This is a genomic window from Herbaspirillum sp. (assembly GCF_035644555.1).
Classification (GTDB): domain Bacteria; phylum Pseudomonadota; class Gammaproteobacteria; order Burkholderiales; family Burkholderiaceae_D; genus Herbaspirillum.
Genome location: NZ_DASQOH010000038.1, coordinates 42,397 through 56,872 on the forward strand (window position 1 = coordinate 42,397; position 14,476 = coordinate 56,872).

The following is a 14,476-nucleotide window of genomic DNA, read 5'->3' on the forward strand; positions in this document are numbered from 1 at the left end:
TAGGCAAGCCCTATTCGCATTGCAGCAACGCACGGCAGTTGCCGGCCGGATATTTTCCGGCCGTCGCATTACTCCAGGTTGCCCAGGATGATGCGCAGCATGCGGCGCAGCGGTTCGGCCGCACCCCACAGCAACTGGTCACCGATGACGAAGGCGGAAATGTATTCCGGACCCTGGTTCAGCTTGCGCACGCGGCCCACGCCGATTTCCAGGCCGCCGGTGATGGCTGCCGGGGTCAGTTCCTTGACCGTGATGGCGCGGTCATTGGGAACCCACTTCACCCACTGGTTGCCAGCACGGATGATGGACTCGATCTCGGCCAGGGGCAGGTCGCGCTTCAACTTGATGGTCAGCGCCAGGCTGTGGCAACGCATGGCACCGATACGCACGCACAGGCCGTCGACCGGGATGATCTTCTCGTTACCGAGGATCTTGTTGACTTCGGCCTGGCCCTTCCACTCTTCCTTGGACTGACCGTTTTCCAGCTGGGCGTCGATCCAGGGGATCAGGCCGCCGGCCAGCGGTGCGCCGAAGAACTCGGTGGGCACGTCTTCACGGATGGTCTTGGCAACCTTGCGGTCGATGTCCAGGATGGCCGAGGACGGCGTGGCCAGCTCTTCAGCCACAGCGGCATTGATGACGCCCATGCCCTTCAACAGTTCGCGCATGTGGTTGGCGCCGCCACCGGAGGCTGCCTGGTAGGTCATGGAGCTGACCCACTCAACCAGGCCTTCCTTGAACAGGCCACCCACGCCCATCAACAGGATGGAGTTGGTGCAGTTGCCACCGATGTAGTTCTTCACGCCCTTGGCCAGTGCGTCCTTGATGACGTTGTTGTTGACCGGGTCCAGCACGATCACGGCATCATCCTTCATGCGCAACGAGGAGGCGGCGTCGATCCAGTAGCCGTCCCAGCCGGCTGCACGCAGCTTGGGGAAGATCTCGTTGGTGTAGTCGCCACCCTGTGCGGTAATGATGATGTCGCATTTCTTCAGCTCATCGATGCTGTTGGCGTCTTTGAGCGTCGTTGCCGTTTTGGCAAACGACGGCGCTTCGCCGCCCGCATTCGACGTCGAGAAAAATACCGGTTCGATGTGATCGAAATCACCCTCGTCCTGCATGCGTTGCATCAGGACCGAACCCACCATTCCACGCCAGCCAACCAAACCAACCAGTTTCATCATCTTTCCCTATTTAGAACATCCATGGTGAACAACTCAGATTAAACACATATGCGCCGGACCATCCGGCATTTCAGGCGCCCCGCCCTGCCCGGCTTGTGCGGGCGGACGAGGCACCGAGCTTACGCGAGGGCCTTGACCACGGCCTCGCCCATCTGCTGGGTATTGACCTTGGTGCAGCCTTCTTCATAAATATCGGCGGTGCGCAGACCTTGCGCAAGCACTTTCTTCACGGCGTTCTCGATGCGGTCGGCCTGTTCGGCACGGTTCAAGGAGAAACGCAGCATCATCGCCGCCGACAGGATGGTCGCCAGCGGATTGGCGATACCCTTGCCGGCGATGTCCGGTGCCGAGCCGTGCGAGGGCTCGTACAGGCCCTTGTTGTTGGCATCCAGCGAAGCCGAGGGCAGCATGCCGATGGAACCGGTCAGCATGGCGGCGGCGTCGGAGAGGATGTCGCCGAACATGTTGCCGGTGACGATGACATCGAAGTTCTTCGGTGCCTTCACCAGTTGCATCGCGGCGTTGTCCACATACATGTGCGACAGCTCCACGTCCGGGTATTCCTTGCCCACTTCGGCGACGACGTCTTTCCAGAACTGGAAAGTCTCCAGCACGTTGGCCTTGTCCACGCTGCACAGGCGCTTGCCGCGCTTGGCCGCAGCCTGGAAGGCGACATGCGCGATACGGCGGATTTCCGGTTCCGAATAGCGCATGGTATCAAATCCTTCACGTGCCCCCTTGAAAGGACCGTCCGGCGCTTCGCGCATGCCACGCGGCTGGCCGAAATAGATGTCGCCGTTCAGTTCGCGCACGATCAGGATGTCCAGGTTGGCCACCAGCTCGGGCTTCAGCGACGAAGCACCGGTCAGTTCCGGATAGCAGATGGCGGGACGGAAGTTGGCGAACAGCTGCAGGTGCTTGCGCAGGCCCAGGATGGCCTGCTCCGGACGCAGGGCGCGCTCCAGCTTGTCGTACTTCCAGTCGCCGACGGCGCCGAAGAGGATGGCGTCGGCTTCCTTGGCCAGCTTCAGGGTGCCATCCGGCAGCGGGTGGCCGTGGGCCTCGTAGCCGGCGCCGCCGACCGGGGCCGATTCCATCTCGAACTTCTCGTCCAGTGCATTGAGCACACGCACGGCTTCATCGACGATTTCAGGACCGATGCCGTCGCCCGGCAGGATAGCAATCTTCATGGCTTCTCTTTCTCAGTTATGCAGCGAATTCGGGTTATCAATGACAAGGGCGGTCATCTGACCGCCCTTTGCTGTTGTTTCAACGATCCTGTCAGATCGTGTTGCTCAGCCAGGGCTGTTCGTGCAGGTGTTTCTCTTCGTAGGCACGAATGGTGTCGGCTTTGCGTAGGGTCAGGCCAATGTCGTCGAAACCGTTGAGCAGGCAATACTTGCGGAACTCGCTGATCTCGAACGGGAAGGACAGGCTGCCATTGGTGGTGCTGACGACCTGCTTTTCCAGGTCGATGACCAGGCGGTAACCCGGGAAGGCCTTGACTTCATTGAACAGGTGATCGACCTGTTGCTCGGTCAGGACGATGGGCAGCAGACCGTTCTTGTAGCAGTTGTTGAAGAAGATGTCGGCGAAGCTGGGCGCGATCACCGCGCGGAAGCCGAACTGGTCCAGCGCCCACGGCGCGTGCTCGCGCGAGGAACCGCAGCCGAAGTTCTTGCGCGAGAGCAGGATCGACGCGCCCTGATAGCGCTCCTGGTTGAGCACGAAGTCCGGGTTCAGCGGGCGCTTGCTGTTGTCCATGCCCGGCTCGCCATGATCCAGGTAACGCCATTCGTCGAACAGGTTGGGGCCGAAGCCGCTGCGCTTGATCGACTTCAGGAACTGCTTGGGGATGATCGCATCGGTATCGACGTTGGCGCGATCCAGCGGCGCCACCAGTCCTTCGTGCAGGATAAATTTATTCATGGTCTTGACCTTGGGTTGGACGGGCGATCCGGCCGCCCAGTCCTTCCTGATTTCTGTTCAAAAACTGAAGCTACGGGCCACATGGCCCGCTTCCGCGCTTACAGCGAGCGCACATCCACAAAGTGACCGGCGATGCCGGCCGCCGCGGCCATGGCCGGGCTCACCAGGTGGGTACGACCACCGGCACCCTGGCGACCTTCGAAGTTGCGGTTCGAGGTTGAGGCGCAGCGTTCGCCCGGTTCCAGGCGGTCGGCGTTCATCGCCAGGCACATGGAGCAGCCCGGTTCGCGCCACTCGAAACCGGCGTCGCGGAAGATCTTGTCCAGGCCTTCGCGCTCGGCCTGTTCCTTGACCAGGCCGGAGCCCGGCACCACCATCGCCAGCTTGACGTTGGAGGCGCGGAACTTGCCGCGCACCACCTTGGCGGCTTCGCGCAGGTCTTCGATGCGGGAATTGGTACAGGAGCCGATGAAGACCTTGTCGATGCGGATGTCCTCGATCGGGGTATTGGGCTTCAGGGCCATGTAGGCCAGGGCCTTTTCCATGCCGTCGCGCTTGGTGGCATCCTTTTCCTTGTCCGGATCGGGGACGCGGGCATCCACAGCCACCACCATCTCGGGCGAAGTACCCCAGGTGACTTGCGGCTTGATGTCGGCGGCATTGAGCGTGACCACCATGTCGAACTTGGCACCCTGGTCGGAATGCAGCGTGCGCCAATAGGACACGGCGCGCTCCCAGTGCGGGCCGGAGGGCGAATAAGGACGGCCCTTGAGGTAATTCAACGTGGTGTCGTCGAAGGCCACCATGCCGGCGCGGGCACCGGCTTCGATGGCCATGTTGCAGACCGTCATGCGGCCTTCCATGGACAGCGAGCGGATGGTCGAGCCAGCGAATTCGATCGCATAACCGGTACCGCCGGCCGTGCCGATCTTGCCGATGATGGCCAGCACGATGTCCTTGGCGGTCACGCCGGCCGGCAGCGCGCCGTCGACCTGGACCAGCATGGACTTGGACTTGCGCGCCAGCAGCGTCTGCGTGGCCAGCACGTGTTCCACTTCGGAGGTGCCGATGCCATGGGCCAGAGCGGCGAAAGCGCCGTGGGTGGACGTGTGCGAGTCACCGCAGACCACCGTCATGCCCGGCAGCGTGGCGCCCTGCTCGGGGCCGATCACGTGCACGATGCCCTGACGCTTGTCGTTCATGCCGAAGTAGGTCAGGTTGTATTCCTTGGCGTTGCCGTCCAGCGTCTCCACCTGCAGGCGCGAGATGGGGTCGGCGATGCCGTGGGCGCGGTCGGTGGTGGGGACGTTGTGGTCCGCCACCATCAGGTTGGCCGAATTGCGCCAGGGTTGACGACCGGCTAGCTTGAGGCCTTCGAAGGCTTGCGGGCTGGTCACTTCATGGAGCAGGTGGCGGTCGATATACAGGATGGCGGTGCCGTCATCTTCCGTATGAACGACGTGCGACTCCCAGAGTTTGTCGTAGAGCGTCTTGAGCATGTTGCGGTCCGGCGGAACTGGAAAGGGGTGCTGATCGGGAAAAATAGCTTTTGATTATGCCATAAAGCGAAGGGTCTGACCTCCTTGCCGTGTTTTCCGCCGCGTCGCCACAACAGGCAATAATGCTGCAAGGCAGCAGAAAAAGCGCAGAAGTTGCGGCCCACATGAAAAATCCGGCATTTCCCCATCCCGTCGGGCTCATGCCGGATTGCGATACCGTCCGCAGCGAGGTTCAATGCTTAGCGCTTGCGGGTCTGCTGATACAAGGGATCGACGCGCTGCGCATAGACCGTCAGGTCGGCAATGCGCTCGCTGCTGGAGGGGTGGGTGGACATGAACTTCATCGGTTCTTCGCCGCCCAGGCTTGCCATCTTCTGCCACAGGGTCACCGCCGCCTTGGGATCATAGCCGCCGCGTGCGGCCAGTTCCACGCCGATGCGATCGGCCTCGGTCTCGTTGGCGCGCGAATTGGGCAAGCCCATCAGGCCCATGTAGAGATACTGGCCACCCTGCTTGCCCACGTCGCCCAGCCCCAGCAGGGCCGCACCGATGGAAATGGCCGAATTGGCCACCACCTGCTGCGAGGCGCGTTCGCGGGCATGCTCGCGCAGGGCGTGGGCGATCTCGTGGCCCATCACGGCGGCCAGTTCATCGTCGGTGATCTTGAGCTTGTCGATCAGGCCGGTATAGACCGCGATCTTGCCGCCCGGCATGCACCAGGCATTGGTTTCGTCCGAGGTCAGGACATTGACTTCCCAGTTCCACTTCAGCGCATCGGGGCGGAACACCCCGGTCTGCGGGATCAGGCGATTGGCGATGGCACGCACCCGCTGCACTTGCGCGGCGTTGCGGTTGAGCAGGCCCTTGCCCTTGGCCTCGGCCAATACCTGCGCATATTCCTTGCTGGATGCCGCTTCCATCTCGGCCGAGGACACCAGCATCTGCTGCTTGCGGTCGATGCCCACGGCGCCGCCCTGGGTGGTTTGTACGGTCTCGCATGCCACCAGGCCGACCACGGCCAGGGCCAGCAGACTGTTCTTGACGATAGGTTTGAGCTTCATGCCCGCCTCCATTGAATAATTGATCTTGATTCCGGGTCCATCGACCGGCGGACCGCTGCCCGCCGGCCGTGAGCGGCTTCGACCCGGCTCGCCGCAATTTGTTTCAGGCAGGAAAAAGCCGGCGACCGCTTGCGCGATGGCCGGCTTGCGCTCGGTCCTGCCCGGTTCAGCGCAGCGCCGGTGTATCGACCTTCACATCACCGCACTGGGCGCGGTTGCGCAAGGCGTGGTCCATCAGCACCAGGGCCAGCATGGCTTCGGCGATGGGCGTGGCGCGGATGCCTACGCAGGGGTCATGACGACCGAAGGTTTCCACCGCGATCGGCTGGCCGTTCTTGTCGATGGAAGGGCGCGGGGTGCGGATGCTGGAAGTGGGCTTGATGGCAATCGAGGCCGTGATGTCCTGGCCGGTCGAGATGCCGCCCAGGATGCCACCGGCGTTGTTGCCGACGAAGCCTTCCGGCGTGAGCGCATCGCCGTGCTCGGAACCCTTCTGCGCCACCGAGCGGAAGCCAGCGCCGATTTCCACGCCCTTGACGGCGTTGATACCCATCAGGGCAAAGGCGATCTCGGCGTCCAGCTTGTCATACAGCGGCTCACCCAGGCCGACCGGCACGTTCTGCGCCACCACGTCGATGCGCGCACCGATGGAGTCGCCGTCCTTGCGCAGGGCATCCATGTAGTCTTCCAGGCGCCCGATGATGCTGGCATTGGCGGCGAAGAAGGGATTGTTGGGCACATGCTCCCAGGATTCGAAGGGAATCGCGATCTCACCCAGCTGGCTCATGCAGCCCTTGAAGGTGGTGCCGTACTTCTCGAACAGCCACTTCTTGGCGATGGCCGCCGCGCCCACCACCGGTGCGGTCAGGCGTGCCGAGGAACGGCCACCGCCGCGCGGATCGCGGATGCCGTACTTGTGCCAGTAGGTGTAGTCGGCGTGACCGGGACGGAAGGTGTCGAGGATATTGCCGTAGTCCTTGCTGCGCTGATCCTGGTTGCGGATCAGCAGCGCAATCGGGGTACCGGTGGTCTTGCCTTCATAGACGCCGGAGAGGATCTCGACGGTATCGGGCTCCTGACGCTGGGTGACGTGGCGCGAGGTGCCGGGACGGCGGCGATCCAGTTCCGGCTGGATATCGGCTTCCGACAGCGTCATCCCCGGGGGGCAGCCATCGATCACGCAGCCGATGGCCGGGCCGTGGGATTCGCCGAAGGTGGTGACGGTGAAGAGCGTGCCGAAGGTATTGCCGGACATGATGGAATTCGCGCAAAAGGGGAGAAAGACGCGATTTTACCAGCCCCGGGCGCCGCCGACGAGCCACGGCGCCCTCCCCGCCTGATGCCTACTTCCAGTCGCCGCGCAGTTCGCGCACCTTTTCCTGCAGCAGCTCGGGGCTGACCTGCTCGGCCGGGATGGGCTCGCCGGCCACCAGTTCCAGCCGCGAGAACAAGCCGCGCCGGAAGGTGCGCGTGACCGGGTTGCTGGGATCGCGCGAGAACAGGCTACCCCACAAGCCACGCAAGGCCAGCGGCACCACCGGCACCGGGCTGCGGTCGATGATCTTCTGCACGCCGCCCCGGAAGGGGTTGAGCTCACCATCACGCGTCAGTTTTCCCTCCGGGAAGATGCACACCAATTCACCCTCGTGCAAGGCCTGGGCGATATCGACGAAGGCCTTCTCGGTCAGCCAGGGGTCGGCCTTGACCGGTGCGATCGGGATCGCCCGCACATTGCGGAACAGCCAGGCCATCACTGGGATCCGGAAGATCTGGTAATCCATCACGAAGCGCACCGGGCGCGGGCTGGCCGCCATGATGGCGATGGCATCGACATAGCTCACATGGTTGCACACCAGCACCGCCGCGCCCTGATCGGGAATGGCCTGGCCATTGACAATGCGCACCCGGTAGAAGGTATGGATCAACAGCCAGGCCAGGAAGCGGATCAGGAATTCCGGCACCAGCGAGAAGATGTAGACCGCCACCACGCCGTTCATGATGGCCGTGGCCAGGAAGATCTGCGGAATCGTCATCCCCGACTTGAGCATGACCATGGCCACCAGCGCCGACACCACCATGAACAGCGAATTCATGATGTTCATCCCGGCGATGGTGCGCGAGACGTGCGCCGGATCGCAGCGGGTCTGGATCAGCGCAAACAGCGGCACGATGTAGAGCCCGCCGAACAGGCCGATACCCAGGCAATCGCCGAGGATGCGCCAGCTGCCGCCGTGCGCCAGGAAACCGCCCAGGTCCAGCATCGCCGCCGGCGTCACGTAGGCTTGGCTGGCAAAATACAGCTCCAGCCCGAAGACCGACAGGCCGATGGAGCCGAAGGGCACCAACCCGATTTCCACCTTGTGGCCCGACAGCCGCTCGCACAGCAGCGAACCCACGCCGATGCCTACCGAGAACACCGCCAGCAGCAGCACGAAGACGCTATGGTCGCCGTGCAGGTAGTTCTTCGCATAGACAGGGAATTGCGCCAGCATGATGGCGCCATAGAACCAGAACCAGGAATTGCCCAGCAAGGAGAGGAACACCGGCCGGTTGCGGCGCGAGAAACCGAGGTTGCGCACCGTTTCCGTGAAGGGATTCCAGTTCACCCTCAGCTCCGGCGCCGGGGCCGGCGAGAGCGGAATGCGCAGGCTGGCCAGCCAGCCCAGCACGGCAATGCCGATGGTCACGCCGGCTACCAGGTGCAGCCCCCAGGGCTTGTGCACCACCAGCACCGCGCCCAGGATTTCCCCCAGCAGGATGCCGACGAAGGTCCCCATCTCGATCAGGCCATTGCCGCCGATCAGTTCCTCGCGCTTCAACTGCTGCGGCAGGTAGGCATACTTGACCGGCCCGAACAGCGTGGAATGGATGCCCATGCCGACCACCGCCGCAATCAGCAGCCACAGGTGGTGCGTCATCCAGCCATAGGCGGCGATACCCATGATGACGATTTCCAGCAGCTTCACGAAACGCGCCACGCGGCCCTTTTCCAGCTTGTCCGCCAACTGGCCGGAGGTGGCCGAGAACAGGAAGAACGGCAGGATGAACAAACCCGGGATGAGGTTGTTGAGCAGGCCCGGATCCATCGCGGTCCAGGACAGAGCGTCATAGGTGAGGATGGTCAGCAGCGCGGTCTTGAAGACATTGTCGTTGAGCGCGCCGAGGAACTGGGTCCAGAAGAAGGGAGCGAAACGCCGTTGGGAGAAAAGCGTGAACTGGCTGTTCTTTTGCATGGGCAATCAGGTCAGGGAAAGCGGAATGCGCAGCCTACGCAGGCCGGGCCGGAATGACAACAACCCTAACGGGCAATAAAAAACCGCTCCAGCAGGAACGGTCATGAGCGCGCCGCCTGCCAGGGCAAGCGGCGCCCGCCAGCGGGCCGGCAGCACTCAGGCGTTGCCTTCGCGCTCTTCTTCCTCGGCCGGCCAGTCGCGGATGTAGGCCTTGAGCATCTTGTTCTCGAAGCCTTGCGCATCCAGCACGGCCTTGGCCACGTCGTAGAAGGACATCACGCCCAGCACGGTGCGCGCTTCCATCACGGGCACGTAACGCGCGTGCTTTTCCAGCATGATGCGGCGCACTTCGTTCAGATCGGTATCGGGGGTGACGGTGATGGGGGCGTCGTTCATGTGCTTGCGCACGGTCGAGCCGCCCAGGGCGCCGCCGTTCTTGTGCAGCGTCAGCAGCACTTCGCGGAAGGTCAGCATGCCGACCAGGTCGCCATATTCCATGACCACCAGCGAGCCGATGTCTTTCTCTGCCATCGCGGCGACCGCCTCCTGAATCGGGGTGTCCGGCGTGACGGTGAAGAGAATGTTGCCTTTGACCTTGAGGATTTCAGAGACTTTCATGATGTCGTCCTAGTTGTATGAAGCTGTTTTGACTGTAGGCGATGACGCCCGGAAAATCCAATTCATGGGGGCAACAGGATAACTGATCCTGGATGCTGCCGCTGGCGAGGCCACAGTGCCGTCCACCGGTTACGCGCCCGCCCATGCCGGGATGCCTGCACATGGTACGGTCAAGCGCGCCCTTTGGGCAACCGGGAATCGCGCTGCCATGCAGTATTTCCAGCAATCATACGAAGCTTGCTTCAGCACAAGGTTTGCATATGCACGCCGCGCTGACTAAGCTGGAACAGTCAGGTCCACCTGGAGAAGCCCATGGCCGCCACCCTGCCCGACCGTCACTACGCCAGCTTCAGCGAGTTCTATCCGACCTATCTCAGCGAACACGCGCACCGGGTCAACCGGCAGCTGCATTTCCTGGGTTCGACGCTGGCACTGCTGAGCCTGTTGCTGCTGCTGATCACGCACCAGTGGTGGTGGCTGGCAGTGGCCCTGTTCTGTGGCTACGGCTTTGCCTGGGTCGGGCATTTCATGGTGGAGAAGAACCAGCCGGCCACCTTCCGCCATCCCCTGTATTCCTTCATGGGCGACTGGGTCATGTACTGGCAGATGCTGACCGGGCAGGTCTCGTTCTGAGCCCTCAGCGCTCCCACATGCGGCGCCGCTCATCCAGCGGCACGGCGGCATAGGGCATGGCGGCCACGGTGCTCTGCGCCTGTGGGTCGGCACTGGCACCGCCCGCGCCGCCGCAGTAATCATCCAGCGATTGGCCGAGCACGCCGTCGATGGCGTCTTCCACCCGCCTCACCAGCGCCTCCTCCTCACCCGCCTGCGCCAGCACGGCGGGATCGAACACGAACAGGCGATAGACCCGCGCCAGCCGGATCGTGCTGGGATTGGCCACCAGCGTCCAGCGGTCCATATCATCGGTGATACGGCGGTTCCAGCCGGTGCGGCGGCTGGTCTCCGGCTTGACCGAGGCCACCCAGCCTTCTTCACTCATCCGGCTCAGCAACTGCTGCAATTCGCCCAGCCCCAGTCGCGTGGCGCGACGCACCTCATCCATGCTCACCACCGCCGACTCCACCCCCACGCGGGCCGCATGCAGGAATTTCAGGACCTTCACCGCATCGATGAACTCCGCCCCCGGCGAGGCCACATGCCACCAGCGCTCGTAGCGCACCACCGGCAGCGCCGCCGTCAGCAGCGCGCCGAACAGGGTGATCATCCACATCATGTAGATCCACACCAGGAAGATCGGCAGCACCGCCACCGTGCCATAGACCATGGTGTAGGTCGGGAACTGCATGATGTAGACCGCGAAGAGGCGCTTGGCGATTTCCAGGCCGACACCGGCCAGCAGGCCGCCGGCCAGGGCGTCGCGCCAGTCCACGGTCTGGTTGGGGACGGTGCTGTAGAGCAGCGTATAGGCCAGCGTCGAGAACATCAGCGAGACCAGCGTATAGAAACCCGCGCCCAGCCACGGCAGGCTCTTGACCGCACCACCGGTGGCGCTGGACAGGTAGGAGGTCACGCTGATGGACACCCCGATCAAGAGCGGTCCCAGGGTGATGATGGCCCAGTACACCAGCACCCGCTGCACCAGCGGCCGCGACTTCTTGACCCGCCAGATCTGGTTGAACACGCTCTCGATGGTGGACATGGTCAGCACCGAGGTCAGGATCAGCACCACCCCGCCCACCGCCGAAATGCGTGCCGACTTGGCCGCGAACTGGTTCAGGTAGCCCAGGATGGTATTGGCCACCCCCTTGGGCATGAGGTTTTCGACGAAATAGGCTTCCAGCGAAGCGCGGAAGGTCGAGAACAGCGGGAAGGCCGTAAACAGCGCCAGCGCGATGGTCAGCACCGGCACCAGCGAGAGGATGGTGGTGAAGGTCAGGCTGCCGGCCACCTGGGGCAGGCGATCCTCGCGCAGTCGCCGGCCGGCGAAGCGCAACAGATCGCTCAACTGTTCTCGGGACAGACCACGCATACGGGAAAAGGGAAAACGCAAAGAGGGCATCGGTTCGACTTCATGGGGGGACGGCAAGCAACAGCGCCACACCCGGGTTCTTTCCCGCCGACAGGCGGCAGGATGACAAGTTTGGCGATTATCGCCCAAGCCGCCGGCAAAATCCCGCAAAAATCGAAGCTGAATCCTAAAGTTGCAGTTATGACCTCAATGAGGTGCAGCAAAAGGCAGCGGTCGGGCAGATTTCTCTCTTTTTCCCTCACGCTGGGAGGAAAAAAACGGAAATATAATAAGTCACATGATGACCAGCTCCTCCCCCTCTTCCGTGAACGCTCCCTCCAACGCCACCATCCTGGTGCTCTACTATTCGCGCCATGGCGCCACCCGCAAGCTGGCCGAACTGATCGCCCAGGGCGTGGAAAGCGTCCCCGGCTGTGATGCCCGCCTGCGTACCGTGCCGGCGGTCTCCACCGTCACCGAGGCGGTGGAGCCGGACGTGCCAAGCTCCGGCGCGCCCTATGTGGAAGCGGCCGACCTGGCGCAGTGCGACGGCCTGGCCCTGGGCTCGCCCACGCGCTTTGGCAACATGGCCGCGGCCATGAAGTATTTCTGGGACGGTACCTCGCCCCAGTGGCTCTCCGGCACCCTGACCGGCAAGCCGGCCTGCGTGTTCACCTCCACCGGCAGCCTGCATGGCGGCCAGGAGTCGACGCTGCTGACCATGATGATTCCCCTGCTGCATCACGGCATGCTGTTGCTGGGCCTGCCCTATGCACATCCCGAACTGATGAATACCCACAGCGGCGGCAGCCCCTACGGCGCCAGTCACTGGGCGGGCGTCAACGGCAACCAGCCACTGTCGGACGACTCGCGTGCCCTGGCCATCGCGCTGGGCAAACGGCTGGCAGAGACTGCATTAAAACTACGGAGACCATCATGAACACCAGCGCGCGCTACTTCCATCTCGGGGCCAGTTCCAGCCTGGTCGGCCTGATCCTGCTCTGCGTGGCATGGGAACTGGCGCTGGCGCCGCTGCGCCCGGGCGGCTCGTGGATGGTGCTCAAGGTGGTGCCGCTGCTGCTGCCCCTGCGCGGCATCCTCAAACGCGATGTCTATACCCTGCAATGGTCGTCCATGCTGATCCTGGTCTACCTGGCCGAGGGCCTGGTACGCGCCACCAGCGACGCCAATCACACCTCGGTCTGGCTGGCCTGGGTCGAGGTGGCATTGACCACGATCTATTTCATCTGCGCGCTGGCCTACCTGCACCCTTTCAAGAAGGCCGCCAAGGAAATCGCCCGCCAGGCCATCCAGAAAGCCTCCCAGTAAATCTGCCACCAAGCGCCCCGCCCACCCTCGCCTGATCACGCGCCACCCGACGGTGGCGCGCCGCCGCCTGCCATGACCGCCACCACCACCGAATTCCTCGCCGCCTGCCGCACTGCCATCGGCGCTTCCCATGTCCTCACCGAGGCCACCGACACCGGTGGCTACCTGACCGACCAGCGCGGTCGCTATACCGGCCGCGCGCTGGCCGTGTTGCGGCCGGCCGATACCAACGAAGTGGCGGCCATCGTCGCCCTGTGTGCGCAATACGCCGTGCCGCTGGTGCCGCAGGGCGGCAATACCGGCCTGGTGCTAGGCAGTGTGCCGGACCAGCAGGGCAATGCCGTGGTGCTGTCGCTGCGGCGCCTGAACCGCATCCGCGCCGTCGACCCGATCAACAATACGATGACCGTGGAAGCCGGCTGCGTGCTGCAGCATCTGCAGGAGCAGGCTGCTGCCGTGGGGCGACTGTTTCCGTTGTCGCTGGCAGCCGAGGGCAGTTGCACCATCGGCGGCAACCTCTCCACCAATGCCGGCGGCACCGGCGTGCTGCGCTATGGCAATACCCGCGAACTGTGCCTGGGTCTGGAAGTGGTCACCGCCGGGGGCGAGGTGATGAGCAGCCTGAAGGGCTTGCGCAAGGACAATACCGGCTACGACCTGCGCGACCTCTTCATCGGTGCCGAAGGTACGCTGGGCATCATCACCGCCGCCGTGGTCAAGCTCTTCCCGCAACCGCTTGCGCAGGTGACGGCACTGGTGGCGCTGGATACCCCGGCCCAGGCCCTGCAGCTGCTGCAACTGGCGCAGTCGCGCTGTGCGTCGGCACTGACCGGCTTCGAGCTGATGTCGGATTTCTGCCTGCAGCTGGTCTGCAAGCACTTCCCCGAGCAGCGCCTGCCCTTCGCCCAGCGGCATGCGCACTACGTCCTGCTGGAACTGTCGGACAGCGAATCGGAAGAGCACGCCCGCGCCCTCTTCGAAAGCGTCATCGGCGAGGCCCTGGAACAGGCCCTGGCCAACGATGCCGTGATCGCTGCCTCACTGGCGCAATCGCGGGCACTGTGGCAATTGCGTGAAAGCATCTCCATGGCGCAGGCGCACGAAGGCAAGAACATCAAGCACGACATCTCGGTGCCGATCTCGCGCATCGCCGACTTCATCGCCACCACCGACGTGCTGGTGCAGCAGGCCGCGCCGGGCTGCCGCATGGTGACCTTCGGCCACCTGGGCGACGGCAACCTGCACTACAACGTCTCGCCGCCGGTGGGCGTTGCCGATAGCGCATTCCTCGGCCAGCAGTCGGCCATCAACCTGGTGGTGCATGACAGCGTGGACCGCTTCGGTGGCTCGATCTCGGCCGAGCACGGACTGGGTGCGCTCAAGCGCGAGGAAATCCTGCGCTACAAGTCGCCGGTGGAATTGCGGCTCATGCGCGCAATCAAGCAGGCCCTGGACCCGCAACAGCTGATGAATCCGGGCAAGGTGCTGTAGCCGGCGGGACCCGCGCCATACGGGCCGGCAACAAAAAGGGACGGACGCCATCACGAGCCGTCCGCCCCAACCTCCCCCTCAGGAGCCTGCCTGAAACGCCGTCCTTCCCGCGTTTCTCCATGTCGTGATCTTCACATCAAGCGCTGTCAGGCAATTCGCGGAA

General features: G+C 63.5%; 13 protein-coding genes. 4 read left to right on the plus strand and 9 right to left on the minus strand.

Going from position 1 to position 14,476, the window contains the following annotated elements:
• Positions 1-68 precede the first annotated feature (68 nt).
• From asd to VE092_RS09685, 8 genes are all read right to left on the minus strand, one after another.
• Positions 69-1,181, minus strand: coding sequence for an aspartate-semialdehyde dehydrogenase (asd, locus tag VE092_RS09650; protein WP_324876131.1), 1,113 nt, complete (start codon positions 1,179-1,181; stop codon positions 69-71).
• Positions 1,182-1,303: 122 nt separating this feature from the next.
• On the minus strand, positions 1,304-2,374 hold the full coding sequence (gene leuB / locus VE092_RS09655) for a 3-isopropylmalate dehydrogenase (RefSeq protein WP_324876133.1): 1,071 nt from the start codon (positions 2,372-2,374) through the stop codon (positions 1,304-1,306).
• A gap of 91 nt (positions 2,375-2,465) precedes the next feature.
• Positions 2,466-3,113: a 3-isopropylmalate dehydratase small subunit gene (gene leuD, locus VE092_RS09660; protein WP_324876136.1), complete on the minus strand. Its 648-nt coding sequence runs from the start codon at positions 3,111-3,113 to the stop codon at positions 2,466-2,468.
• 98 nt (positions 3,114-3,211) lie between these two features.
• Positions 3,212-4,612 (minus strand): 3-isopropylmalate dehydratase large subunit, encoded by a 1,401-nt coding sequence (leuC, locus tag VE092_RS09665; protein ID WP_006462723.1) that lies wholly within the window; start codon positions 4,610-4,612, stop codon positions 3,212-3,214.
• Positions 4,613-4,851: 239 nt separating this feature from the next.
• Entirely contained in the window at positions 4,852-5,673 is an 822-nt protein-coding gene (locus VE092_RS09670) for a M48 family metallopeptidase (RefSeq protein WP_324876139.1), read from the minus strand.
• 166 nt (positions 5,674-5,839) lie between these two features.
• On the minus strand, positions 5,840-6,928 hold the full coding sequence (aroC, locus tag VE092_RS09675) for a chorismate synthase (RefSeq protein WP_006462725.1): 1,089 nt from the start codon (positions 6,926-6,928) through the stop codon (positions 5,840-5,842).
• A gap of 88 nt (positions 6,929-7,016) precedes the next feature.
• On the minus strand, positions 7,017-8,906 hold the full coding sequence (locus tag VE092_RS09680) for an MFS transporter (RefSeq protein WP_324876141.1): 1,890 nt from the start codon (positions 8,904-8,906) through the stop codon (positions 7,017-7,019).
• Between the two features lie 156 nt (positions 8,907-9,062).
• Positions 9,063-9,524 (minus strand): CBS domain-containing protein, encoded by a 462-nt coding sequence (locus VE092_RS09685; protein WP_006462727.1) that lies wholly within the window; start codon positions 9,522-9,524, stop codon positions 9,063-9,065.
• Between the two features lie 312 nt (positions 9,525-9,836).
• Here VE092_RS09685 and VE092_RS09690 point away from each other — a divergent pair, with 312 nt between their 5' ends.
• The gene (locus VE092_RS09690) at positions 9,837-10,157 is read left to right on the plus strand and encodes a DUF962 domain-containing protein (RefSeq protein WP_006462728.1); all 321 of its coding nucleotides are present in this window, start codon (positions 9,837-9,839) and stop codon (positions 10,155-10,157) included.
• A 4-nt stretch (positions 10,158-10,161) separates the two neighbouring features.
• Here the strand turns inward: VE092_RS09690 and VE092_RS09695 are convergent, their stop codons facing one another.
• Complete coding sequence (locus tag VE092_RS09695; RefSeq protein WP_324876144.1) at positions 10,162-11,514, minus strand: YihY family inner membrane protein; 1,353 nt, start codon at positions 11,512-11,514, stop codon at positions 10,162-10,164.
• Positions 11,515-11,794: 280 nt separating this feature from the next.
• Here VE092_RS09695 and wrbA point away from each other — a divergent pair, with 280 nt between their 5' ends.
• The 3 genes from wrbA (at position 11,795) to VE092_RS09710 (ending at position 14,313) form a co-directional block, all read left to right on the plus strand.
• Positions 11,795-12,433 (plus strand): NAD(P)H:quinone oxidoreductase, encoded by a 639-nt coding sequence (gene wrbA, locus VE092_RS09700; protein WP_324876196.1) that lies wholly within the window; start codon positions 11,795-11,797, stop codon positions 12,431-12,433.
• Complete coding sequence (locus VE092_RS09705; protein ID WP_324876146.1) at positions 12,430-12,822, plus strand: DUF2069 domain-containing protein; 393 nt, start codon at positions 12,430-12,432, stop codon at positions 12,820-12,822. Before wrbA ends, VE092_RS09705 begins: the two co-directional genes overlap by 4 nt.
• Positions 12,823-12,894: 72 nt before the next feature.
• Positions 12,895-14,313 carry an FAD-binding oxidoreductase gene (locus tag VE092_RS09710; protein ID WP_324876148.1) on the plus strand — a complete coding sequence of 473 codons (1,419 nt, stop codon included), beginning with the start codon at positions 12,895-12,897 and terminating at the stop codon, positions 14,311-14,313.
• Positions 14,314-14,476: the final 163 nt, after the last annotated feature.

Bases quoted from the DNA above. Each gene is read 5' to 3' on its own strand.
- wrbA (WP_324876196.1), top strand. From the start codon at position 11,795: ATGACCAGCTCCTCCCCCTCTTCCGTGAACGCTCCCTCCAACGCCACC.
- VE092_RS09705 (WP_324876146.1), top strand. From the start codon at position 12,430: ATGAACACCAGCGCGCGCTACTTCCATCTCGGGGCCAGTTCCAGCCTG.
- leuD (WP_324876136.1), bottom strand. From the start codon at position 3,113: ATGAATAAATTTATCCTGCACGAAGGACTGGTGGCGCCGCTGGATCGC.
- aroC (WP_006462725.1), bottom strand. From the start codon at position 6,928: ATGTCCGGCAATACCTTCGGCACGCTCTTCACCGTCACCACCTTCGGC.
- VE092_RS09670 (WP_324876139.1), bottom strand. From the start codon at position 5,673: ATGAAGCTCAAACCTATCGTCAAGAACAGTCTGCTGGCCCTGGCCGTG.
- VE092_RS09680 (WP_324876141.1), bottom strand. From the start codon at position 8,906: ATGCAAAAGAACAGCCAGTTCACGCTTTTCTCCCAACGGCGTTTCGCT.
- VE092_RS09695 (WP_324876144.1), bottom strand. From the start codon at position 11,514: ATGCGTGGTCTGTCCCGAGAACAGTTGAGCGATCTGTTGCGCTTCGCC.
- leuB (WP_324876133.1), bottom strand. From the start codon at position 2,374: ATGAAGATTGCTATCCTGCCGGGCGACGGCATCGGTCCTGAAATCGTC.
- leuC (WP_006462723.1), bottom strand. From the start codon at position 4,612: ATGCTCAAGACGCTCTACGACAAACTCTGGGAGTCGCACGTCGTTCAT.
- VE092_RS09690 (WP_006462728.1), top strand. From the start codon at position 9,837: ATGGCCGCCACCCTGCCCGACCGTCACTACGCCAGCTTCAGCGAGTTC.
- VE092_RS09685 (WP_006462727.1), bottom strand. From the start codon at position 9,524: ATGAAAGTCTCTGAAATCCTCAAGGTCAAAGGCAACATTCTCTTCACC.
- VE092_RS09710 (WP_324876148.1), top strand. From the start codon at position 12,895: ATGACCGCCACCACCACCGAATTCCTCGCCGCCTGCCGCACTGCCATC.
- asd (WP_324876131.1), bottom strand. From the start codon at position 1,181: ATGAAACTGGTTGGTTTGGTTGGCTGGCGTGGAATGGTGGGTTCGGTC.